The organism is Pseudomonas sp. 25 R 14, from assembly GCF_900004755.1.
Classification (GTDB): domain Bacteria; phylum Pseudomonadota; class Gammaproteobacteria; order Pseudomonadales; family Pseudomonadaceae; genus Aquipseudomonas; species Aquipseudomonas brenneri.
Window position 1 is genome coordinate 207,102 of sequence record NZ_CVTS01000039.1, and the last position, 21,863, is coordinate 228,964.

Genomic DNA, 21,863 nt, shown 5'->3' on the forward strand with positions numbered 1-21,863 from the left:
GTATTGGCCTTGCCACAGGCGTAGGAAATATGACGCAACTGCGCTAGGCTACCGGTCCTTTCCTATATCAGGACGACCGCCGACGTGAACCACTAAGCCTTCCAACATGTAAACGCAACGAGCCGCCTGGCGCGCTTGTTGGCTTGTGCCACATTGTTCTGGAGGTGCTGATGACTGACGTCAACCGGCTGCCTGTACTTGTTTCCTTGCATCACGTGGGTTTCCAGTTCGCCAATGGCGAGACGCTGCTGGAAGACCTCAACCTGTCTATTGATCACACCCCGACCGGAATTGTCGGCCGTAATGGCATGGGCAAGAGTGTGTTGGCGCGCCTGCTGGCCGGCGTGCTTCTTCCTTCCAGCGGCGTTATCAAATCCTCGGCCCGTATCGCCTATATCCCACAAACCATAGCGTTGTTGCCTGGGCAGACCGTGGCCCAGGTCAGCGGTTGCGCGCCAATCCTGGCGGCTCTTGAGCGCCTGACCAAAGGGCAAGCGCTGCCTGAAGACCTGGAACTGATCGATGATCGCTGGGACCTGGCCGAACGCCTACGCCAGGCGCTGGACAGCGCCGGTTTGCCCGAGATAGACCCCAACCACCCCGCAGAACAGCTCAGTGGCGGCCAATTGGCCAGGGTCGCCCTGATTGGCGCCCTGCTGTGTGCGCCGCAGTTGCTGATTTTCGACGAACCCACCAACCACCTCGACAGCGCCGGCCGCGACTGGCTGCTGGCGACCCTCGGCGCCTGGCGTGGCGCCTTGGTCGTGGTCAGCCATGACCGACACCTGCTCAACACCCTGGGGCGGATCATCGAATTGTCACCCCTCGGTGCCCGGCTGTATGGCGGCAACTACGACGACTATCGTGCGCAGCGTGATGCCGAACAGCACGCCGCCCAGGCGGCCCTGGAGCACGCCCGGCTGGATCGACGTCGCGAGCACCAGCGCCTGAAAAAGGACCTCGACAGCTTCCAGCGCCACGCTGCCAGCTCCCGTAAACATGCCGAGACCGCCAATGTCGATGCCTTCACCAAATCCAGGTGGAAAGGCGCCGCCAACGAAATCGTCAGCCACGTGCGCAGCGCCCATGTGCAGCACAAACAGGCCTTGAACGAGCGTGTGCGCTCGGCCCATGAACGAGTGATCGACGAAACGCCGACTTTCCTGGCCTTGCCCGGCATGCCACTGCCGGCGGGCCGCCAGGTCGCAACCCTGGTCGACACCCAGTTGCCCTGGCTCGATCCCCACGCGCCGAGTACCTTGATCAACGCTAGCCTGTGCGGGCCGGTTCGGGTCGCCGTCAACGGGCCGAACGGCTGCGGTAAATCCACCTTGCTCAAGCTGTTGGCCGGCCAATGGCAACCCATCAGCGGCGAATGCACGGTTCACGTGCCCTGTGCCTATCTCGACCAGCAGTTGAGCCTACTCGACGACCGCCAATCAATCGTCGAACAACTGAGACTGATGGACACACCACTGGCCGAAGCCGAACTGCGCACCCGCCTGGCCCTGTTGCACCTGGACGCCTTGCGTGTGACTCAACCCATCGGCCAACTCAGCGGCGGTGAACGCTTGAAGGCCGCCATGGCGGTTGCCTTATGGCGCAAGATCCCAGCACAACTGTTACTGTTGGACGAACCCACCAACCACCTGGACCTGGAGTCGGTCCTGGCTTTCGAACAGGCTTTGCAAGGATTTGCCGGCGCGCTGATTGCGGTCTCCCATGATGCGGCGTTTCTCAAGGCGCTCAAGCCAACTCACGTCCTGACCTGGGCAGCCTCTGGATGGCAGCTGGAGGTGAATTGAAGGATGTGCCAGGTCATTGCAGTCCGCAGGAAAGCGTCCTACGGTAGTGGCCGGATAATCTCATTGAGGAACCTCTCGCCGTGCTGCCCTCCTCCCCTAAACCCATGGTCAATACCGCCCTGCAACACCAGCACAAATGGCGCGGCCGCATCGGGCTGGCGCTGGTGGCCAGCCTTTCGGTGCTGGCCGGCATGACCGACGCCATCGGCTTTATGGCCAGTGGCGACTTTGTCTCGTTCATGAGCGGCAACACCACCCGGCTGGCAGTGGCAATCAGTGAAGGCGACCTGGGGCTGACCGGTCGCCTGACGCTGCTGGTGGCGACGTTTATTCTGGGGAACGCACTGGGCGTGATCATCAGCCGTCTCAGCAAGCGCCACGCGTTGCCGCTGTTGCTGTGTATTGCCACGCTGTTGTGCGGGGCAGCGGCGTGGCCGATGACCGAGCAGTTGCCGGCCGTGCTCGCCGCAATCATTGCCATGGGCATGCTCAATGCGGCGGTGGAACAGGTCAATGGCCTGCCCGTGGGGCTGACTTATGTGACCGGCGCGTTGTCGCGTTTCGGTCGCGGGCTGGGGCGCTGGATGCTGGGGGAGCGGCGCAATGGCTGGCGTGTACAGTTGATTCCCTGGGCCGGGATGTTTGTCGGCGCGGTGATCGGCGCCTTGCTGGAGCATCAGATGGGGATCAAGGCACTGCTGGTCAGCGGCCTGCTGTCGGCGCTGCTGGGCCTGGCGTCGCTGAAGATTCCCAGGCGCTGGCACTTGGGGTATATGCCACGCTGAAAAGGTGCTTGCCCGACATTAGGGCCTCGACGTCCATGTACTGGTAAAGAGCCATCATGTCGGGCAAGCGCAGGCATTTTAAGGCAAAGCCGGCGGTGTGTCCGCCGGGTATTTCTGAAGAAATCTAAGGAAACAACTTACAGGCAGGTCGCCAAGGCTGCCAGGCGACGCTTGGTGGCCCAATTGTCCTCGGCGGCGTAGTAACGGACCGTGGTGCTGGTACCAGCACTCTGTACATCGACAAAGTAGTTACCGCCCGTGGTGTAGACCGTATGGCCACCGCCTTGCGCTGGCTCCATGAAGCCGCCGGCATCGACGCCGAACACCGCCTCGTCCTGCCAGCCGAACTGAATGCACTGGGCGACAACCAGCGCGGCCTTGTCGGAAGCCAGGGTTTTATAGGGCGCGCCAGAGCGTGCGTCTTTCATCTTCGAACCTGCGCAACCGGCCAGCGCCGCCAGGACCAACGCACCTATCACCACCTTCCGCATGCCATCGCTTCCTTGAAAAAAACGCGACTGTACCACTGCCTACAACAACCAGCGAAACAGATAGAACAGCGCCATGCTCAACAACACCGTGATCAATACGCTGCGGGTCCAGAACATCAGGGCCACCGCACAGATACCGGCCAGCAGATAGGGGTTGGTGGGGTTCAGGTTGAGCTTGTGCTCGGCCAGGAAGATGATCGGCCCACAAATCGCCGTCAACATACCCGGCACCGCGAACCCGAGAAACTCCCGCGCGCCGCGATTCAGGCGCACTGGCAAACGCGGTTCCAAAAACAGGTAACGATTGAAAAACACCGCCAGGCCCATGCCGATAATCATCACAAAAATCATCGCTGCCCCACTCCCAAGCGTTTGCAGGCATACCCTGCGCTCATCCCCAGCAACCCCGACACCACCACCGCCGACTCCCAGTGCCAGTAGCTGAGCAGCACTGAGAACAGCAAGGCCACCGCCACGCACACCACCGTCGGCACATCGCGCACTACCGGGGTGATCAAGGCGATAAAGGTCGCGGCGATGGAGAACTCCAGGCCCAGTTGATCCAAATTGGGGATGCTCTTGCCGAGGACGATACCGGCCAGGGTAAACAGGTTCCAGGCCACGTAGAACGTCAGGCCCACCCCCAGGGCATACCAGCGGTTGAAGGTCTGGCGGTCGTACTGGCTGACCAGGGCGAAGAACTCGTCGGTCAGCAAAAAGCCCAGGCTCATGCGCCACCGCGCCGGCAAGGGCGACAGCGTTGCGCGCATATGCATGCCATACAGCAAGTGCTGGGAGGTCAGCAGCAAGGTGGTGAGCAAAATGGCGATCAGGCTGGCACCACTCTTGACCATGCCAATCGCCACCAACTGCGCGGCACCGGCAAACACAATGGCCGACAGGCCCTGGCTTTCCAACGGGGTGAACTGGGCGTCAATCGCCAGGGAACCGGCCAGCAGGCCCCACGGGGCACAGGCCAACGACAGAGGAATAATCGCAATCGCACCACGGGCGAAAGCGTAATGCGGCAAGGCAGTAGGCATGGACAACAGGCTCATCGACAGACAGTCGACAAGCATGGCAGCGCCCACCAGGATTGTCTTGAACGATCTTGCAGTGGGCAACACTCCTGCACAGGGAAGGAATGTTGCCCGCCGGATTTACTGCTGCAGGGCCGTCGCCGCCTTGTCAATAAATGCCGCCACTTCACCTGGCCTGGAGGCCAGCGAGGCGTGACTGGCGTCCAGGGTGAGAGTCTCCCGGGGCTTGATGCGCGCGGCCATGCGCACCTGGTTATCGGGGTGAATCATGTGGTCCTGGGTGGACACCTGATACCACGACGGTTTGTTCTTCCACGCCGGGTTGCTGACTTCATCGCCGAAGGTACTGGCCAGCGGTGCCTTCTGCGTGATGCCCAGCACATCGCCCTCTGATTGCGATAAGTCCTGGCAGAAACTTTCATGGAACAGCTCGGGCTTGACCCACAGGTAGCCATCGCTGTCCGGGACCAGGTTGGCGGCAGCCTTGGGCAAATGCGCCTGGGTGATTGCGCCCGGGCTTTCCCCCGCATCCGGAGCAAAGGCGGCAATGAACACCAGGCCCTGGACGTTGGGTTCGTTGCCCGCCTGGGAAATGACCGCCCCGCCATAGGAATGCCCGACCAACAACACCGGCCCCTTGATCTGGGCCACCATCTTGCGCGTGCGTTCGGCGTCGTCGGCCAGTGAGGTCAGGGGGATTTCCACCGCGTGCACGTCGCGATAGCCCTTTTTCTGCAGCTCGACGATCACTCGACTCCAATGCGCTGCGCCGCCCCAAAAGCCGTGTACCAGGACAATTGCCGGTTTTTCACTCATTCGATGACTTCCTGTGGTTTGAGCATGAAGGTCTCACGGACAACCGTGACCCTGCCCAGTGTCGACGCAGCCGACGCAATCGTCACCCCCCAGTCGCTGGACGGTCACGCGCCGCTATATCAGGCGAGTTTGACCGACACTCGCTCTACCGCATCCCGGGCTTCACGCAGTTCGTGGGCATCCTGGTTAAGGCGGTGGATGGTGTTGAGCAGGCGCTGGCGCAGCACTTCATCACTGAGTTTTTCGACGGCACGCATCAAGTCGAAGGCCGCGGTTTCGTTGTTGTCCGCGACAGAATCGAGGGTCTTGCGCAGATTGCGAGTGGCACGGGTCACACCGTTACTTCCTTTATCACCAATGGCGGGCACTTTAGGACAGTTGTGTTTCAGTTTAATTTCAACCACTTGGCAGCAATGCCCAAGGCGTTGATCCAGATCAACAGGATCTGGGCTTGCCCAATACATATGAATATCCGTATATTCGAATAAGCATATATAGAGCTACGACAATCATGACTGATCTTTTCTCTCCTCCCGATGTATTCAAATGCCTGGCCGATGCGACCCGCACCAGGCTGGCCTTGTTGATCCTGCGCGAAGGCGAACTGTGCGTCTGCGAACTGATCCATGCCCTGGATGACAGCCAGCCGAAAATTTCACGGCATCTGGCACAACTGCGCAGTTGCGGGCTGCTGGTAGACCGTCGCCAGGGCCAGTGGATCTACTACCGCCTCAACCCGCAATTGCCGCACTGGGTGAGTACGGTGCTGGAGACCACCTTGCACGCCAATCAGCCCTGGCTGCAAAACGACGCGCAGCGCCTCGATGCAATGGGCGACCGACCACAACGAGCCAGCACCTGCTGCTGACCCCTGGAGAAGAGCCTCATGCTGATCGCAGCCGCGATTTTTCTAGTCACCATTGTGCTGGTCATCTGGCAACCCAAAGGCCTGGGCGTGGGCTGGAGCGCCTCCATCGGTGCGATCCTCGCCCTGGCCTGCGGGGTTATCAGCCTGGCAGACATCCCGGTGGTGTGGCAGATCATCTGGAATGCCACCGGCACCTTTGTCGCATTGATCATCATCAGCCTGATCCTCGACGAGGCTGGTTTTTTCGCCTGGACCGCGTTGCACGTTGCGCGCTGGGGGCGTGGCCATGGCCGTCGCCTGTTTGCCTATATGGTGCTGCTGGGAGCGCTGGTCTCGGCACTGTTCGCCAATGACGGGGCGGCCCTGATCCTGACGCCGATTGTCATGTCGATGCTCCTGGCGTTGCGCTTCTCCCCAGCGACGACCCTGGCGTTCGTGATGGGCGCAGGCTTTATCGCTGACACCGCCAGCCTGCCGCTGGTGGTGTCCAACCTGGTGAACATCGTCTCGGCGGACTACTTCAAGATCGGCTTCAACGAGTACGCGGCGATCATGGTGCCGGTCAACCTGGTCAGCGTCGCCGCGACCCTGGCGGTGCTGCTGTGGTTCTTCCGACGTGATATCCCACAAAGCTATGACCCTGCCGACCTGCCCGAACCGGCCAGCGCCATCCATGATCCAGCGACCTTCCACGCCGCGTGGTGGGTGCTGGGCATCTTGCTGATCGGCTGCTTTGCCCTGGAGCCGCTGGGCATTCCCATCAGTGCCATCTCGGCCGCTTGCGCCCTGCTACTGCTGGTCATCGCCGCCAAAGGCCACAGGATTTCCACGCGCAAGGTGCTCAAGGAAGCCCCCTGGCAGATCGTGGTTTTCTCCTTGGGGATGTACCTGGTGGTGTATGGCCTGCGCAACGCCGGCCTGACCACTTACCTGGCCACCTGGCTCAACACCTTCGCCGATTACGGCGTGTGGGGCGCGGCGCTGGGCACCGGGTTGCTGACGGCGCTGCTGTCTTCGGTGATGAACAACCTGCCGACCGTGCTGATCGGTGCACTGTCCATCGAAGCCAGCCATGCCGTGGGCGTGGTCAAGGACGCGATGATCTACGCCAATGTGATCGGCAGCGACCTGGGCCCGAAAATCACCCCTATCGGCAGCCTGGCGACACTGCTCTGGCTGCACATTCTGGCGCGCAAAGGCATTCGTATCACCTGGGGCTATTACTTCAAGGTCGGCATCGTCCTGACCCTGCCGGTGCTATTGATCACCCTGGCCGCGCTGGCCCTGCGCCTGAGCCTTTAACGGAGAGTTGTCATGAAAGTCCTGTTCATCTGCACCGCCAACAGCTGCCGCAGCATCCTCAGCGAAGCCCTGTTCAACCACCTGGCCCCACAAGGGTTCCACGCCGTCAGTTCCGGCAGCGTTCCCAAGGGCCAGGTGCTACCCCGCACCTTGAGCACATTACAAACTGCCGGCATCCGCACCGAAGGTTTGTACAGCAAAGGCAATGACGCGTTTGAAGGCAGCCCGCCAGACATTGTGATCAGCGTGTGCGACAAAGCCGCCGCCGAAGCCTGCCCGGTGTACTTCGGCCCGGCGATCAAGGCGCACTGGGGGCTTGAAGACCCATCGGACAAAAGCGGCGATGAGGCGCATATGGATGCCGCTTTCCAGGCCACTCTAAAGATCATCGAAGCCCGCTGTCGGGCGCTGTTCGCCCTCCCGTTCAGCCGCCTCGACGCGGCACAGGTCAAGGCTGAACTTGATCGAATCGGCCTGTTGTAAACGGAGAATGTCATGACCACCCTGCCCAACCTCGACCTCACACTGCTCACGCCACTGCAAACGGATGCCGAACAACGACCACGGATTCTCCTGCTGTATGGTTCCAATCGCACGCGCTCTTTCAGCCGATTGCTGGTGGAAGAAGCCGCACGCGTGCTTCAGCATCTGGGCGCCGACACGCGGATCTTCAACCCGTCGGGCCTGCCAATGCCCGACGACGCCCCGGATGACCATCCAAAAGTCCAGGAGCTATTGGCCCTTATGCAGTGGTCCGAAGGCCAGGTGTGGTGCTCGCCGGAACGTCACGGCTCCATGTCGGCAGTGTTCAAGGCGCAAATCGACTGGGTGCCCCTGGCACTGGGCGCCATCCGCCCAACCCAGGGCAAGACACTGGCGGTGATGCAAGTCTGCGGCGGGTCGCAGTCATTCAACACCGTCAACCAGCTGCGCGTACTGGGGCGTTGGATGCGGATGCTGACCATCCCCAACCAGTCATCCGTGCCCAAGGCTTTCATGGAGTTCGATGAACAGGACCGGATGAAGCCTTCCGCTCTATATGATCGGGTCGTGGATGTCATGGAGGAACTGATCAAGTTCACCCTGCTGGTGCGTGAGCGTCCGGACCTGGTGCAGCGCTATTCCGAGCGCAAGGAGGATGCGCAGGCGCTCTCTGAACGGGTCAATCAACGGTCGATTTGAACGCCGCTGAACGCGTATGCTTTGCAGCAACCGCCGCCACTGAGCCCGTCCCATGAGTTCCTCGCACCACACCTGGCTGGGCGATTACGAAATCAGCAGCACCACCTGCAGCGGCCTGACGTTTGCCCGCCACAGCCACGACGAGTGCGTGATTGGCGTCAACCTGATCGGTGAGGAAAAGGTCTGGCTGGACCGCCGCACCTTCGAGGCCGGGCCCGGCAGTATCACCCTGTACAACCCCGGGCAGATCCAGGGCGGCGGCGCGGCCCAGGGTGCGCCCTGGCACTTTGTCAGCCTGTACGCCGGGGCCGACCGCCTGGCCTCCGACCTGGGGCTGGCGCACCTGGAGTTTGATCGCGCATTGTGTTTTGCCCCGGCTTTGGCGGCGCAACTGGCGCAGGCCGCCAAGGGCGCATTGAATGTCGACCCACTGGTGCGCGAACTGAACGAAGAGGCGCTGGTGCTGCTGCTGGGCGATGTGGTCAGGCTCAGCGGTGTGCGCTTGCCGGGTGGCGCCAGTGCGGGGACAGGCATGGTCGCCCGAGCCCAGGAACTGCTCGCCGCGCAGTTGCATCAGAGCGTGGCACTGGACGCACTGGGTGACGCCTTGGGCCTGTCGAAATTCCACGTCTTGCGCACGTTCCAGAAAGAAACCGGCCTGAGCCCCCGCCAGTGGGCCATGCAACTGCGCACCCGCCGGGCAAAAGGCTTGCTGCGCAGCGGCTTGAACGCCGCCGATGTCGCCCATGACCTGGGCTTTGCCGACCAAAGTCATCTCAACCGGCACTTTCGCGCGGCCTATGGCATGACTCCTGGCCGCTATCAGAGCGCAATCGGGTCCAAGACAACTCCACTTCCCCGGCATCAGACTGGCCCCATTACCGGTTAATCATGGGTGACACTGATGTTGACGATCTTTTTTTCCGCGCTGGTGTTCGGCTTTGTGTTTTGCCTGTCCCCCGGTGCCGTGCTGGCAGAGACGCTACGCCGTGGCCTGCTGCATGGGTTCACCCCTGCGTTGCTGGTGCAGGTAGGCTCGCTGGTGGGCGACGCGACCTGGGCGGTGATCGGCCTGACCGGCATGGCCCTGCTGATCCAGCACGAAGCGGTGCGCGTGCCCCTGACGGCCCTTTGCGCGTTGTACCTGGCCTGGCTCGGCCTGCGCAGCCTGCTGGATGCCTGGCGCCTGCCACAACCCGACAGCGCCCCGGCCAGCAGCGGGCGCAATGCGCTGGTGGTGGGGGCTGCCATTTCATTGGCCAACCCGAAGAACATCGTCTATTGGGGCGCCCTGGGCAGTGCCCTGTCAGGCATCGTTGGCGCCACCCCGAGTCACGGCCAGACATTGATGTTCTTCGCCGGCTTCATGCTGGCTTCAATCCTGTCGTGCTTTTTGATTGCGGCGTTGGTGAATATCTTGCGAAAGAACGCCTCGGCAACTTGGCAACGCATCAGTCATGGTGCCTGTGGCTTAGTGTTGATTTATCTCGCGTTACTGGCGGCATACAGTCTATGAGCTTATATATCCAACACTGCCAACCTGAATAAACTCTGAACATACAACAAACAGGCTCATTATATATTGACATCCAGTGCCTGCCTGAGTAGATTGCCCGTGCCTGCAACTCGGGCCTTTTTTCAACCTCACAAAAGAAGCCAATGGACACAGTATCTAGTCGCTGTCCTTCACCCGCGAATGCGGGGGCCGGGCGCCAAACCCAGAGTAATGACGGGACTCGCCTTCAAGGCCGGGTAAGCTGCGCTAGAGCTTGATGCTCCAACGTAACTGCCTTGAGCCGGCGCCAGTCCGGTCCCGAGGTGTGTTATGAATTTCCAGACCCTTGTTCTACCTGATGTACGCACGCTGGCCTCGGTCCTGCGTGCCAAGCTGTGCCGTGGCTCCCTGGGTGTTACTCCCGCACGCACGGCCTTTGCTTCCCCCTCCCCGCGTATCAACCCGGTGCACCTCCAGGCTCACTGGCGCCTGTGCCCCACCACCGGCCATCTGGTCCAGCACTGGGACCACGCCGACCCTCAAGATCCGCAGAGACGGAGCGTTTTCAGCCTGCTTGCCCAAGCGCGCCTGATGCTCAACGCTCGCGCGGCATAAGCTGACTGAAAACAGCAACTTCCTGATTATTGGTTAATTAATTAACTGGCGTTCCTTGCGAACTAAGCCAGCCGTAGTTTTCTGCGCGCCCGTTAATTAACTCGCCTATTTAAAGTTATTTAAATCGATCGCATAAATTGCGACTCGGCCTACTTGCGTGTGCCTGCCTGTCAGGTCAGCCACAAGTATGTCGACAGGAGTACTCACAATGAGCGCCGTAAAAACCACACAACTGCCAAACAAAAACAGCACCGCTGCCGACACCAAACTGTCGATGCGTGCTGCCCGCGAAGCGCAAAACGGCCTGGCGGCGACCCTGGCCAACGTCCGGGCGACCAAGGACGGCCTGACCGAACTGGATGCCAGCGCCCGCCTGCAACGCGAAGGCTTTAACGAGGTGGCCCACGACAAGCCGCCCCATGCCTTCGTGCAGTTCCTCCAGGCCCTGAACAATCCCTTCATCTACGTCTTGCTGACCCTGGCGGCGATCAGTTTTGTCACTGACTACTGGTTGCCGCTGCGCGCCGGTGAGGAAGTGGACCTGACCAAAGTCATCATCATCATGACCATGGTCGCCCTGAGCAGCCTGCTGCGCTTCTGGCAGGAACACCGCTCGGCCAAATCCGCCGAAGCACTCAAGGCCATGGTGCGCACCACCGCAACGGTGCTGCGCCGCGAGCAGGTTGGCGCCAAGCCGACCCTGCGCGAAGTGCCGATGCGCGAACTGGTGGCCGGCGATATCGTGCAGTTGTCAGCCGGCGACATGATCCCGGCCGATATCCGCCTGATCGAGTCCCGCGACCTGTTTATCAGCCAGGCGGTGCTGACCGGTGAAGCCTTGCCGGTAGAAAAATACGACACCCTGGGCGATGTCACGCAAAAATCCGCCACGGTTCAGGCGGCAGACCAGAGCAACCTGCTGGACCTGCCCAACATCTGCTTCATGGGCACCAACGTGGTCAGCGGCCGCGCCCTGGCGGTGGTGGTGGCGACCGGGCCGCGCACTTATTTCGGCTCTCTGGCCAAGGCCATCGTCGGCTCCCGGGTGCAAACCGCCTTCGACCGCGGGGTGAACAGCGTCAGTTGGTTGTTGATTCGCTTCATGCTGGTGATGGTGCCCATCGTGTTCTTCCTCAATGGCTTCTCCAAGGGCGATTGGGGCGATGCCTTCCTGTTTGCCCTGGCGGTGGCCGTGGGCCTGACCCCGGAAATGCTGCCGATGATCGTCAGCGCCAACCTGGCCAAGGGCGCGAACGCCATGGCCAAGCGCAAAGTGGTGGTCAAGCGCCTCAATGCGATCCAGAACTTCGGCTCGATGGACGTGCTGTGCACCGACAAGACCGGCACCCTGACCCAGGACAAAATCATCCTGGAGCACCACGTCAACGCCTTCGGCCAGCGGGATGACCAGGTGCTGTCCCTGGCCTGGCTCAACAGCCATCACCAAAGCGGCATGAAGAACCTGATGGATCAGGCGGTGCTGGCGTTCTCCCAGCACAACCCCAAGTTCCAGGTACCGTTTGCCTTCAGCAAGGTCGATGAATTGCCCTTCGACTTTGTACGCCGACGCCTGTCGATTGTGGTCAAGGACAACCACGGCGATCACCTGTTGGTGTGCAAGGGCGCCGTGGAAGAAATGCTCGAAATCGCCACCCATGTGATGGAGGGCGATAGCGCCGTGGCCCTGGATGAGCAGCGCCGCCAGGCGTTGCTCAACACTGCCAACGAGTTCAATGAAGACGGTTTCCGCGTGCTGGTGGTGGCCACCCGCAACATTCCCAAGGCCTTGGCGCGTCAGCAATACACTCCCACCGATGAACGCAACCTGGTGATCCACGGTTTCCTGACCTTCCTCGATCCACCGAAGGAAACCGCCGGCCCGGCGATTGCCGCCCTGCAAGAGATCGGTGTCGCGGTCAAAGTGCTGACCGGCGATAACGCCGTGGTCACCCGCACTATCTGCCGCCAGGTCGGCCTGGAGCCCGGTGAGCCACTGCTGGGCGTGGATATCGAAGCGATGGACGATGCCACCCTCAAGCACCAGGTCGAACAACGCACAGTGTTCGCCAAACTGACCCCGCTGCAGAAGTCCCGGGTGCTCAAGGCCTTGCAGTCCAATGGTCACACCGTGGGTTTCCTCGGCGACGGCATCAATGATGCACCCGCCCTGCGCGATGCCGACGTCGGTATTTCGGTAGACAGCGCCACCGACATCGCCAAGGAATCGGCAGACATCATCCTCCTGGAAAAGAGTCTGATGGTCCTCGAAGAAGGTGTGCTCAAAGGCCGCGAGACCTTCGGCAATATCATGAAGTACCTGAACATGACGGCCAGCTCCAACTTCGGCAACGTGTTCTCGGTGCTGGTGGCCAGTGCGTTCATTCCCTTCATGCCGATGCTGGCGATCCACCTGCTGCTGCAAAACCTGATGTATGACATCTCCCAACTGGCCCTGCCATGGGACAAGATGGACAAGGAATACCTGGCCAAGCCGCGCAAGTGGGACGCGCAGAACATCGGGCGTTTCATGATCTGGATCGGGCCGACCTCGTCGATCTTCGACATCACCACCTTTGCCCTGATGTGGTACGTGTTTTCGGCCAACAGCGTAGAGATGCAGACCCTGTTCCAGTCCGGCTGGTTTGTCGAAGGGCTGCTCTCGCAGACCCTGGTGGTGCACATGCTGCGTACCCGCAAGATCCCGTTCTTCCAGAGCACCGCCGCCTGGCCGGTGCTGATGATGACCGGCATCGTCATCGCGCTGGGGATCTATGTGCCCTTCTCGCCCCTGGGCACGCTGGTGGGCCTGCAACCGTTGCCTTGGGCCTACTTCCCTTGGCTGGTCGGCACCCTGCTTGCCTACTGCTGCGTCGCGCAACTGATGAAAACCCTCTACATCCGCCGCTTCAAGCAGTGGTACTGACCGACCAGGCGCGGGCTCTCACTCGATGGCCCGCGCCTGAGCAACACAAGGAAACTCCAGCATGCGCGTGTTGATCTGTGCGGGTCGTCATTACGCCGATAGCAAAAGGTCCCGCCAGGTCCTGGATGCCTGGCATCGCCTGCACCCGGTGCAGGTATTGATCCACGGTGGCAGCCAGTTCCTGGGCAGCGATATAGAGGATTGGGCGCGGGAAACGGGCATAGACGTTGTGCGTTACCCACCCAACTGGCAGCGCCATGGCAAACAGGCTGAACGCCATCGCAACCAATTCATGCTGAGCGACAGCCGCCCCGACGTGGTCATCGCGCTACCCGGTGGCGATGACACCTCTGAACTGGTCAACCAGGCCAAGGCCTGCGGCATCCAAGTGCTGACCGTCGACAACTGACATCTATTCTTTGGAGCATGTAGCCATGCACAAACACACCTCGCGGCGCCCGGACGGCTTTGCCAAATACCGTCGCCGCCAGCAACACCAATCCCTGACGGCCTTTGCATTGCTGCCTGCATCGCGGCGGCGGGCATTGCGCCGCAACTTGATCTTTGTCGGCGCGACCCTGGGCGGCATCCTGGTCCTGGGCCTGCTGTCCAAGGCCTTTGCCGCAGGAGGTTCGTATGTGGTTGATGATGCGGCGATCAATGCGCCGGGCGAATGCAACCTTGACGCCTGGTACACCCGCAACCGTCATGACGCGTCCACCCACCACAGCAGTTTATCCGCAGCCTGTACCGCCCGTGGCTTGCCGACAGTGCAATGGGGCGCAGCCATTGAGGATGACCCGGACCAGACGCAGGTCAGCCCGCAGATCAAGGCATCGCTGTGGTCCTGGGATGACGCGGGCGTGGAAATTGCCGTGGCCGGCGCGGCGCATATTGCGCTCAATCGCCGCCATGCTTTCGACGGTGCCGACCTGACGGTGCCACTGACCTGGCAACCGTTGCCAGCCCTGCGCCTGAACCTCAACGCCGGCTGGGCCCACGCTTATGATGACGGCGAGCAGAATCACCGCCTGACCTGGGGTACGGGGCTGGAGTACAGCGTGGTGGATTCACTGACGCTGGTGGCTGAACGTTACGGCCAGCAACGCGGCGACCAGGCCTGGCAGGCCGGGCCGCGCGTGCACTTGGGCAGGCAGGTGGATGTGGACCTGGTGATCGGCCGCAGCCTGATCGGCGACCGCGATCAGTGGCTGACCACGGGGGCTACTTTACGGTTTTGACGATCCGTTTTAGCAAAGGTGGGATGTGATCCATGTCGCACCCCGCTCCCACAGGGGGGCTCGGCGAAGCAGAGTTTTGGGTACGCCACAAATCAAATGTGGGAGCTGGCTTGCCTGCGATAGCGGCGTGCCAGCCAACAGATATATGACTGAAAAACCGCTATCGCGGGCAAGCCCGCTCCCACAGGGGATATGCGCCGGGCGTCAGGCCGCTTTGGCTTGTTGCTCCAGATGCACTTGCAACTCGGGATCAATTTTCAGGACCCCCGCCAGTTCATCCAGATAGTTGCGCTCGGCATCCTGCTGGTCATCCACCAGCAGGACACTGGCCAGGTAGACCTCGGCAGCCATTGCCGGGTCTGCGGCGCAATCGGCAAAGTCTGCCGCATTCAAGGGTTTGGCGACCTCAGCGTCCAGCCATTGCTGCAAGTCGGGGTCATCGGTATGACGACCAATCTCAGCCGAGATCCTCTCCTCTTCCTGCGCGTCAATCCGCCCGTCCGCCTTGGCCGCCGCGATCAACGCCCGCAGCAGCGCATGGCTATGCGCCTCGACCGCCGGGCCGGACAGTTGATCCACCGTCTGCAACGCCTGTTGCGGTGCCGAAGCCTGTTGCTGTTGCCAGGCTTGATACGCCTGGAACGCCATCATTCCCAGTGAAGCCAGCGCCGCATAATTGGTGCCGCCTGAACGCGTCGGGCGCGCGCCGCCGGATGCGGTACCGCCCAGCATCCCGCCGAGGCCACCGAGCAAATCACCCAGGCCGCCGCCGCCCGAAGTTGCACCGCCCGCGCCGGCGCCACCGCCCCGCAGCAGACCACCGAGCAAACCGCCTAACCCACCGAGCCCTCCGGCTCCGCCTTGAGGTGCCGCCGAACCGCCTTGCGGCTTGATCGCCGCCTGTAGCAGTTGTCCCAGTAGATCGCTGGTGTTCATGGTATTGCCCTCCTGTGGGCTGTGCTCCAGACCAGCAACAATAGTCGCTGCTGCCTATAACGCCAACACCCGTAGACCAGAGTATTTTTGTCGACGGGCCTGCGCCTCAACAAACCCGGTGCCGCGCGGTAACGACCGTGAGAATTCTTCAGATCAAGGGTGGTCAGGATCACGTCTGAACGCCAGCCAGCTCCCTACATTGACCTCTTTGTAGAGGCTGGCCGGCGGATACGGGATCAGGGTCTTGGGCGGACCTTGTAGCCCGGTAACGTCGCGGCATAGGCCAGTGCCTGCTCACGGGAGCCAAAGGAAGCCAATCGATCATCCTTGGTGCACACGCGCCACGGGCCGCTGTTGACCCGGACAATGTCATAGCCATTGAGATGCATCTTGTTCAACAGGGGAACGCTCATAGTCACCTCTCCTATTCCAGAGATAATCCACGGGTTGCCCGATCCACCATACTCCCGATCCAGGCAGCGTGGCCTACCGAACGTCGCTGATGCTGGCCAATTGCGTCATGTAGTACTGCACTTCCCCATACAACCACTCGGAAAACACCCGCTGTTTGTTTTCCGAGCTTTCCCGAGGTGGCCAAACCAACCAATACGGGTAGGCATACGTCGCGCGGATGTCGCACAACTGCACCAGTTCCCCGCGCACAATGGCGTCATGCACCAGGCTACGCCGCTCCAGGGCGATGCCCTGCCCCAGCCGGACCGCTTCCAGCACCAGGTTGGAGTCATTGGTGCACAGGCCTTTGCGTTCGGAGCTCATCTCAATACCTGCGGCCTGGCACCAGGGCTGCCAGGACTCATTGCTGTAGATGATCGGGCTGTGCACGATTTGCTGCGGGGTTCGCGGCAATTGCCCGCCATTGAAATGCGGGGCGGCTACGACCACCATTTCGTCGTGGAACAACAGTTTGCGCTCCACCCCTTCCCAATCGCCCTTGCCCATACGGATGCCCACGTCCACCGACTCCTGGTGCAAGTTGGTGATCGCCAGGGTGGCTTGCAGGCGAATGCTGATATGCGGGTAGCGACGCTGGAAATCCGGCAGCCGTGGCAGCAACCACGAACGCGCGAATGAAGGCAGCACCGCCACCACCAGCTCATCGCGCTTGGGCTGGGCCTGGATCAGGCGCGTGGCATCAGCAATATCCCCCAGGGCCTGGCGGATCTGCAACGCATACAGCCGACCATCTTCGCTGATGCGCAAGCCACGCCCTTCACGCACGAACAGCGTGAGGCCGACGATCGCTTCCAGCACCTTGATCTGCTGGCTGATGGCCGAGTGTGTGACATGCAGCTCTTTGGCCGCGAGAGTGACACTACCCAGCCTGGCGGTGGCCTCGAAACTGCGCAGGGAGGTCAAGGGAGGAAAGGCACTCATGTAAGGCCGGCTAACCTTTTAAGGTAAAAAATATGGATATTTAAAGGAGTATCGCCGCTATAAAGTAATCCGTAATTAACAATCACACCATCGAGAATGGAGGCTTCATGAAACTGGTTGGCATGCTGGACTCACCTTATGTGCGCCGCGTAGCGATTGCCCTGGAGCTGTACGGCGTCGATTTCGAGCAGCAATCGCTGTCGGTCTTCAGCACATTCAAGGAATTTTCCCGGATCAACCCGGTGGTCAAGGCTCCGACACTGGTGCTCGACGACGGGACGGTGTTGATGGACTCCAGCCTGATCCTGGATTACTTCGAAGCCTTGGCGCCGGCCGATAAAAAGCTCTTGCCCCAAACCGCTGCGGCCCGTGCACGGGACCTGCAAGTAATCGGCCTGGCATTGGCCGCCTGCGACAAGAGCGTGCAGATTTACTACGAGCACAACCTGCGACCAGCAGAGAAACTGCATGAGCCCTGGCTCGACCGGGTAACCGGGCAGTTGCTGGCGGCCTACTCAGGCCTGGAACCACTGCTGGCCAACCCTCAAGGCGAGTCATTGAGCCAAGCATCACTCAGCGTCGCGGTGGCCTGGTCCTTCTCCAGGTACGCCGTGCCCTCGGTGGTCAAGGCCGAAGACTTTCCCAACCTACAGCGCCACGCCCGGCTGGCCGAGCAACACCCGGCGTTCGGCAAATACCCTATCGAATAGGCAGCAACGCAACGTCGATCATCGTCGCCCCCTGGCAAAGCCGTTGACCACGATATACAGCAGCGGCCCGACCGAGACGAACACCATTGTCAGCAACCAGTAAGGCATGACACTGGCCAGGGACTTGCCCTTGGCGCGTGCGTCACGGTACATCCACACACACGCCAGGGCTGCCATCAGGTACAGGTCAATCACCACCTGGGCGGTGTCTGGCCTGGATAACAGTTCAATGCCGAACGCCAGCAGCGACTGCTCGGCCCAGAGCAAGGTGCCCAGGGTATACAGCGAAAACACCAACAGGCTGGCAAGGGCGATATAGGGTCTGTGCATGGGGTCCACCGTGCAGGATTGGGCAAGCCGCAGATTAGTGATAACGTCGCCGCCATCTCAATGACCTGCGAGGTCATGGACGCCCCTCGACCCGCCCTGCCAGAGTCACCCCATGAGCCGCCCACCTTTCCCCCGAGCCACTCCCGATACCGACGCCGGCACACAGCTGCGGCTATTGCGCCGCCAGGCCAAGCTGAGCCAACTGCAACTGGCGCTGATCAGTGGTATTTCCCAGCGCCACTTGAGCTGTATCGAAACCGGCCGCGCCAAGGCCAGCCCTGGCACGCTGCATAACCTGCTCAGCGCTCTCGATGTGCCGCTGGAGCACTGCAACAGCCTGTTCCTCGCCGCCGGCTATGCCCCACGCTACGAAGCCACGCCACTCGCCGCGCCGTCGATGGATGCCATTCGGGACGCGATCAGCCATGTACTGAAGGCCAACAACCCGGCACCGGCCATCGTGCTGGGTAGTCACTGGGAAGTGCTTGCCGCCAACGCCAGCACCCAGGTCCTGTTTGATCTGGTGGGGTTGGCGCCAGACGCCGCGCAGGGTCTGAACCTGCTGACGACACTGCTGCAACCGGGGGGCTTGGGCGACTATTTGCTCAATGCCGAGGAAATCCGCAACCTGGCCTGGCAACGCGCCGCGCGTGAAGCGCTGGGCAATCCGACCCTGGCCACACTGTTGGAAAGCCTGCCGGTGCCCCAGGGCTCGACAGCACCGGCCAATGACCTGCCGCCGCTGGTGCTGACGCGCATCAACTCGCGCCAGGGCGAGCTGGACTTCATGTCCACCTTCACCACCTTCGGCATGCCCCAGGACATCACCGTCACTTCATTGCGGATCGAACATCTGATCCCGGCCAATCCCCATACCTGGCAAGTCATGACTGCGGCCTACGAACAGTCCCTGTAAGAGCCCGCTTGCCAGCGATGGTGATTATTCAGCCAATAAACTCGGTGACTGACACACCGTCATCGCGAGCAAGCCCGCTCCCACAGGGGGTCTCGGCGAGGCAGAATTTTGGGTACGCCACACATCAAATGTGGGAGCTGGCCTGCCAGCCGCTAGAACTTGGTCACCAGCCCCATACGCAACGTGCGTCCCGGCGCCGGCATGAAGCTCTGGGCCAGCGGGTCCAGGTAATAGCGGTCCGTCAGGTTCTGCAGCGACAGGTTAACGTTGGTGTGATCCTGCCATTTGTAGTTGAGGAAAAGATCAAACAGCGCCACCTCGCGGTAGACCAACTGCGGCGTGGTGGCGCCGGTTTGCCAGTTCTTGTCAGCCGTCACGGTCGGGCCGGAGGTATAGGTCAAGCGCCCGCCCACGGTCAATGTCTGGTCAAAGAAGCGCAACCCCGTGGTCAGGTTGCCAGAGGCCCGTGGCGGGTTCTGGGTATTGGTGTATGAGCCCATGAAACTGCCCGGTGTGCAATTGGGCGTGGCGCTCAGGTCATTCCAGCGGGTACTGCTGGCCCGCAGGCGTGCGGCGAAAGCCGAGTCACAGGTTTCGGTCTTCAGATAGTAGGTCGCGGACAGGTCGGCAAACACCCGCCCGGCATCGTAGTTCGATTGCAGTTCCAGGCCGCTGGTCTTGAAGCTATCGGTATTGCTGAAGTTCATCAGGCCATTCTGGCCAGGGGTTGGGTCGTAATAGCGAGTGATGTAGTGCTTGATGCTGTTATTGAAGTACGCCAGCTTGATCGCCGCCGAGTCGTTGTCGGCCAACAAACCTTTTTGCATTGTGCTCGCGCCGATTTCCCAGTTACTGGAGCGCTCGGGTTTGAGCCCCTTGCCTGGCAGGGTCTGCAAAGTGCCCAGGCTGCTTTCGAACAACGAGGGCATGCGCAGGCCCTGGGTGTAAGAGGCATAGAGGAAGGTATCTGGCGCCACTTCGAAATTGACGCCAAAGGCCGGAGAAAATGCACCGGCACTGTCACTTTGCTTCTTCGCGTACGTATAACCGGTGACCACTTCACCGACACTCGCGGGGAAGACTCGCGTACCCGTCCCGCCATAGTCGTTGTACGGTGTGCCTTCGAACGGATGGTTGGTGTTACTGAAGACAATCCCGTTGTTCAAGCGCGGGTCCGTGGCATCGGTGTATTGCCCGTTCTCGTCGGGGAACCACATCATGAAGTCGTAGCGTCCAGGCTTGATGACGTTCACATAGCGCGCCTCACGCTCCTCGCGTTGCGCGGTGGAATGCATCATATGGTCTTGGGTGCGGTAGTAGAGGTAGCGTCCGCCGCCCCACAGCGTCAGCTCATCGACCGGCTTGTACTCCAGCTTGCCGTTGAGGCTGAACTCTTGCCGGGAACCATCACGCAGGCCACGGTTGGCGTTGATATCGTGCTGGGTCGTGACCACGCCTTTTTGCGGACGCAGTTCCTCGACCTGGAACCCGCCACCCAGGTCCAACTTGAAATCGCCGTGATTGGTCACAAAGCGCGAGGTATTGGCCAGCTCACCGCCAATGCGCCGGTTGGCCTGGCGGGTCCAGTTACGGTCCGAACGATAGGCCTGGGATGCCGGGGCCATCACCGAGGTCAACTGGCTGGTTTTGGCATCGGTCATCCACAGGCTGGTCGTCAGGTCCACCAGCATGTTGCCTGTCGGCAAGTAGTGGTAACGGGCGGTATAGGTGTCGATCTCGGTACGGCCCCGAGGGTACTGATAAATGCCACCCGTGCCGAAACGGAAGATGTCCGATGGCATGATCTCACCCATGCGCCCGTCGTAGCGGATGTAGCCGAAGTCGAACGTATGGTCGTCCGCAGGTCGCAGTGTGGTCTTGAGCAGGATCGATTCAGTCTCTGCCGAGCTGTTCAACACCTCCTCACCGGCGTTGTAGGTGGTGGCCACCGTGCTGTTTTCGCGACCATAGCGGTCATAGGTGCGATAGCGATCCTGACCGTGCTTGCCGGAGAAATAGTTACCTTGGTTACGATGGGCATAAGCCGCCACCACATCAAACAGCTCATGGGTATAGGCAAACGCCGCACTGCCTGACTCGGCGTCGGAGCCAAACAGGCCACCACGGCTCTGATGCGGCTCGGCGTACAACTCCTGGGTCGCCGAATGACTGCTGCGCGAGGCCGGCGACACGCCGTTGTTCCACACATCGCCCTTCAAGCGCAGGCCCACGGTCTTGCCGTCACGCAGGATGTCATCCACACCCAGGGTGCGGATCGCCACCTTGCCGCCGATGGCGCTGGAGTCCAGGCTCGGCCCCTTGTCGATGGACACATCGCTGATCAGGTCGGGGTCGATGTAGCTACGCTGCTGCGTGCCCGCATAGCCACGATAGACATCCAGCGCCTGTTGCGAGCCGTCGACCGTGACCGCGACCCGGCTTTGCCCCTGGATCCCGCGAATGTTCACATCCAGGCCACCGCCATTGCGGCTGTCACCGACCTGCACCCCTGGCAGGCCCTTGAGCAGGTCACCGGCGGAGATCACGCCAAAGCGCTGGACTTCTTCCGGGGCGATATACACGGACGAACGTGGTGCCGAATAGACGGCTTTCTTATCGACGTCATCGCCGATGACCTTCTGCGACGGCAACACCACTGCACTGGTTGCCGGATGCAACTCGAAGCTGCCGTCGGCCTGGCGCTGAAAACTCAGGCCGGTGCCCGCCAGCAACCGCGCAAGACCGGCTTCGGTGCTGAAATCCCCGCGCAGGCCATTGCTGCGCTTGCCCGCCGTCAGCGTCGAGTTGCCCGCCATACTGATCCCCGCCTGCACGCCGAAACGCGAGAGCGCCTGGTCCAAGGGACCGGCGTCAATACTGTAGGGCTGGCGCTCGGCCTGGGCGAAAACCGCCGTGCTGTACAACGGTTGCAGGCTGAGTAACAACAGACCCAATGTGCGGGTGCGCAAGACACTTGCGGGAGAAATCATGCAGGGCTCCTAGAGGTGAAGGC

The 21,863-nt window shown here is 61.2% G+C and carries 24 protein-coding genes; 14 read left to right on the top strand and 10 right to left on the bottom strand.

From position 1 onward, the window contains the following. Positions 1-170: 170 nt before the first annotated feature. Together BFQ03_RS12715 and BFQ03_RS12720 are read left to right on the top strand one after the other, a co-directional pair. Positions 171-1,805, top strand: a complete 1,635-nt coding sequence (locus BFQ03_RS12715; protein WP_065943274.1) for an ABC-F family ATP-binding cassette domain-containing protein — start codon at positions 171-173, stop codon at positions 1,803-1,805. Positions 1,806-1,885: 80 nt separating this feature from the next. Next, positions 1,886-2,590 (top strand): YoaK family protein, encoded by a 705-nt coding sequence (locus tag BFQ03_RS12720; RefSeq protein WP_065943275.1) that lies wholly within the window; start codon positions 1,886-1,888, stop codon positions 2,588-2,590. Positions 2,591-2,727: 137 nt separating this feature from the next. Here BFQ03_RS12720 and BFQ03_RS12725 read toward each other — a convergent pair whose 3' ends face one another. The 5 genes from BFQ03_RS12725 to BFQ03_RS12745 all read right to left on the bottom strand — a co-directional run bounded on the left by BFQ03_RS12725 (position 2,728) and on the right by BFQ03_RS12745 (position 5,272). Then, positions 2,728-3,081: a hypothetical protein gene (locus BFQ03_RS12725; RefSeq protein ID WP_032860619.1), complete on the bottom strand. Its 354-nt coding sequence runs from the start codon at positions 3,079-3,081 to the stop codon at positions 2,728-2,730. A gap of 39 nt (positions 3,082-3,120) precedes the next feature. Beyond that, the gene (locus tag BFQ03_RS12730) at positions 3,121-3,432 is read right to left on the bottom strand and encodes an AzlD domain-containing protein (RefSeq protein WP_032860621.1); all 312 of its coding nucleotides are present in this window, start codon (positions 3,430-3,432) and stop codon (positions 3,121-3,123) included. Further along, positions 3,429-4,124 carry an AzlC family ABC transporter permease gene (locus BFQ03_RS12735; protein WP_032860728.1) on the bottom strand — a complete coding sequence of 232 codons (696 nt, stop codon included), beginning with the start codon at positions 4,122-4,124 and terminating at the stop codon, positions 3,429-3,431. The genes BFQ03_RS12730 and BFQ03_RS12735 overlap by 4 nt, the downstream gene beginning before the upstream one ends. Before the next feature lie 117 nt (positions 4,125-4,241). Then, positions 4,242-4,937, bottom strand: coding sequence for an alpha/beta hydrolase (locus BFQ03_RS12740; protein WP_032860622.1), 696 nt, complete (start codon positions 4,935-4,937; stop codon positions 4,242-4,244). A 119-nt stretch (positions 4,938-5,056) separates the two neighbouring features. Continuing rightward, positions 5,057-5,272, bottom strand: a complete 216-nt coding sequence (locus BFQ03_RS12745; RefSeq protein ID WP_003212603.1) for a hypothetical protein — start codon at positions 5,270-5,272, stop codon at positions 5,057-5,059. Positions 5,273-5,448: 176 nt separating this feature from the next. Between BFQ03_RS12745 and BFQ03_RS12750 the strand changes: the two genes are divergently transcribed. The 10 genes from BFQ03_RS12750 to BFQ03_RS12795 all read left to right on the top strand — a co-directional run bounded on the left by BFQ03_RS12750 (position 5,449) and on the right by BFQ03_RS12795 (position 14,563). Continuing rightward, positions 5,449-5,805 carry a metalloregulator ArsR/SmtB family transcription factor gene (locus BFQ03_RS12750; RefSeq protein ID WP_032860624.1) on the top strand — a complete coding sequence of 119 codons (357 nt, stop codon included), beginning with the start codon at positions 5,449-5,451 and terminating at the stop codon, positions 5,803-5,805. Between the two features lie 18 nt (positions 5,806-5,823). Then, positions 5,824-7,107, top strand: coding sequence for an arsenic transporter (locus tag BFQ03_RS12755; protein WP_032860626.1), 1,284 nt, complete (start codon positions 5,824-5,826; stop codon positions 7,105-7,107). A gap of 12 nt (positions 7,108-7,119) precedes the next feature. Continuing rightward, a complete protein-coding gene (locus BFQ03_RS12760; RefSeq protein ID WP_065943276.1) occupies positions 7,120-7,590 on the top strand; it encodes an arsenate reductase ArsC in 471 nt (156 codons plus the stop codon). Between the two features lie 12 nt (positions 7,591-7,602). Next, a complete protein-coding gene (arsH, locus tag BFQ03_RS12765; RefSeq protein WP_065943277.1) occupies positions 7,603-8,289 on the top strand; it encodes an arsenical resistance protein ArsH in 687 nt (228 codons plus the stop codon). A 52-nt stretch (positions 8,290-8,341) separates the two neighbouring features. Further along, a complete protein-coding gene (locus tag BFQ03_RS12770; RefSeq protein WP_065943278.1) occupies positions 8,342-9,178 on the top strand; it encodes an AraC family transcriptional regulator in 837 nt (278 codons plus the stop codon). Between the two features lie 15 nt (positions 9,179-9,193). Beyond that, the gene (locus BFQ03_RS12775) at positions 9,194-9,805 is read left to right on the top strand and encodes a LysE family transporter (RefSeq protein WP_065943279.1); all 612 of its coding nucleotides are present in this window, start codon (positions 9,194-9,196) and stop codon (positions 9,803-9,805) included. Positions 9,806-10,114: 309 nt separating this feature from the next. Then, entirely contained in the window at positions 10,115-10,399 is a 285-nt protein-coding gene (locus BFQ03_RS29015) for a hypothetical protein (protein WP_083204843.1), read from the top strand. A gap of 208 nt (positions 10,400-10,607) precedes the next feature. Then, on the top strand, positions 10,608-13,322 hold the full coding sequence (mgtA, locus tag BFQ03_RS12785) for a magnesium-translocating P-type ATPase (RefSeq protein WP_065943281.1): 2,715 nt from the start codon (positions 10,608-10,610) through the stop codon (positions 13,320-13,322). Between the two features lie 61 nt (positions 13,323-13,383). Continuing rightward, positions 13,384-13,731 (top strand): DUF2493 domain-containing protein, encoded by a 348-nt coding sequence (locus BFQ03_RS12790; RefSeq protein WP_032860634.1) that lies wholly within the window; start codon positions 13,384-13,386, stop codon positions 13,729-13,731. Positions 13,732-13,756: 25 nt separating this feature from the next. Beyond that, on the top strand, positions 13,757-14,563 hold the full coding sequence (locus tag BFQ03_RS12795) for a hypothetical protein (protein ID WP_065943282.1): 807 nt from the start codon (positions 13,757-13,759) through the stop codon (positions 14,561-14,563). Positions 14,564-14,767: 204 nt separating this feature from the next. Here BFQ03_RS12795 and BFQ03_RS12800 read toward each other — a convergent pair whose 3' ends face one another. From BFQ03_RS12800 to BFQ03_RS12810, 3 genes are all read right to left on the bottom strand, one after another. Next, positions 14,768-15,499, bottom strand: a complete 732-nt coding sequence (locus BFQ03_RS12800; protein ID WP_065943283.1) for a DUF533 domain-containing protein — start codon at positions 15,497-15,499, stop codon at positions 14,768-14,770. A 236-nt stretch (positions 15,500-15,735) separates the two neighbouring features. Then, positions 15,736-15,912, bottom strand: a complete 177-nt coding sequence (locus tag BFQ03_RS12805) for a DUF2188 domain-containing protein (RefSeq protein WP_065943284.1) — start codon at positions 15,910-15,912, stop codon at positions 15,736-15,738. A 73-nt stretch (positions 15,913-15,985) separates the two neighbouring features. Then, on the bottom strand, positions 15,986-16,894 hold the full coding sequence (locus BFQ03_RS12810; RefSeq protein ID WP_065943285.1) for a LysR substrate-binding domain-containing protein: 909 nt from the start codon (positions 16,892-16,894) through the stop codon (positions 15,986-15,988). A 107-nt stretch (positions 16,895-17,001) separates the two neighbouring features. Between BFQ03_RS12810 and BFQ03_RS12815 the strand changes: the two genes are divergently transcribed. Then, positions 17,002-17,604, top strand: a complete 603-nt coding sequence (locus BFQ03_RS12815) for a glutathione S-transferase family protein (protein ID WP_065943286.1) — start codon at positions 17,002-17,004, stop codon at positions 17,602-17,604. Positions 17,605-17,622: 18 nt separating this feature from the next. On the opposite strand, the gene BFQ03_RS12820 is transcribed toward BFQ03_RS12815, so the two are convergent. Next, entirely contained in the window at positions 17,623-17,934 is a 312-nt protein-coding gene (locus BFQ03_RS12820; RefSeq protein ID WP_065943287.1) for a DUF2834 domain-containing protein, read from the bottom strand. A gap of 112 nt (positions 17,935-18,046) precedes the next feature. On the opposite strand from BFQ03_RS12820, the gene BFQ03_RS12825 reads away from it, so the two are divergent. Then, entirely contained in the window at positions 18,047-18,850 is an 804-nt protein-coding gene (locus BFQ03_RS12825; protein WP_032860641.1) for a helix-turn-helix domain-containing protein, read from the top strand. A 152-nt stretch (positions 18,851-19,002) separates the two neighbouring features. Here BFQ03_RS12825 and BFQ03_RS12830 read toward each other — a convergent pair whose 3' ends face one another. Then, the gene (locus BFQ03_RS12830; protein ID WP_032860643.1) at positions 19,003-21,840 is read right to left on the bottom strand and encodes a TonB-dependent receptor; all 2,838 of its coding nucleotides are present in this window, start codon (positions 21,838-21,840) and stop codon (positions 19,003-19,005) included. Positions 21,841-21,863 lie beyond the last annotated feature (23 nt).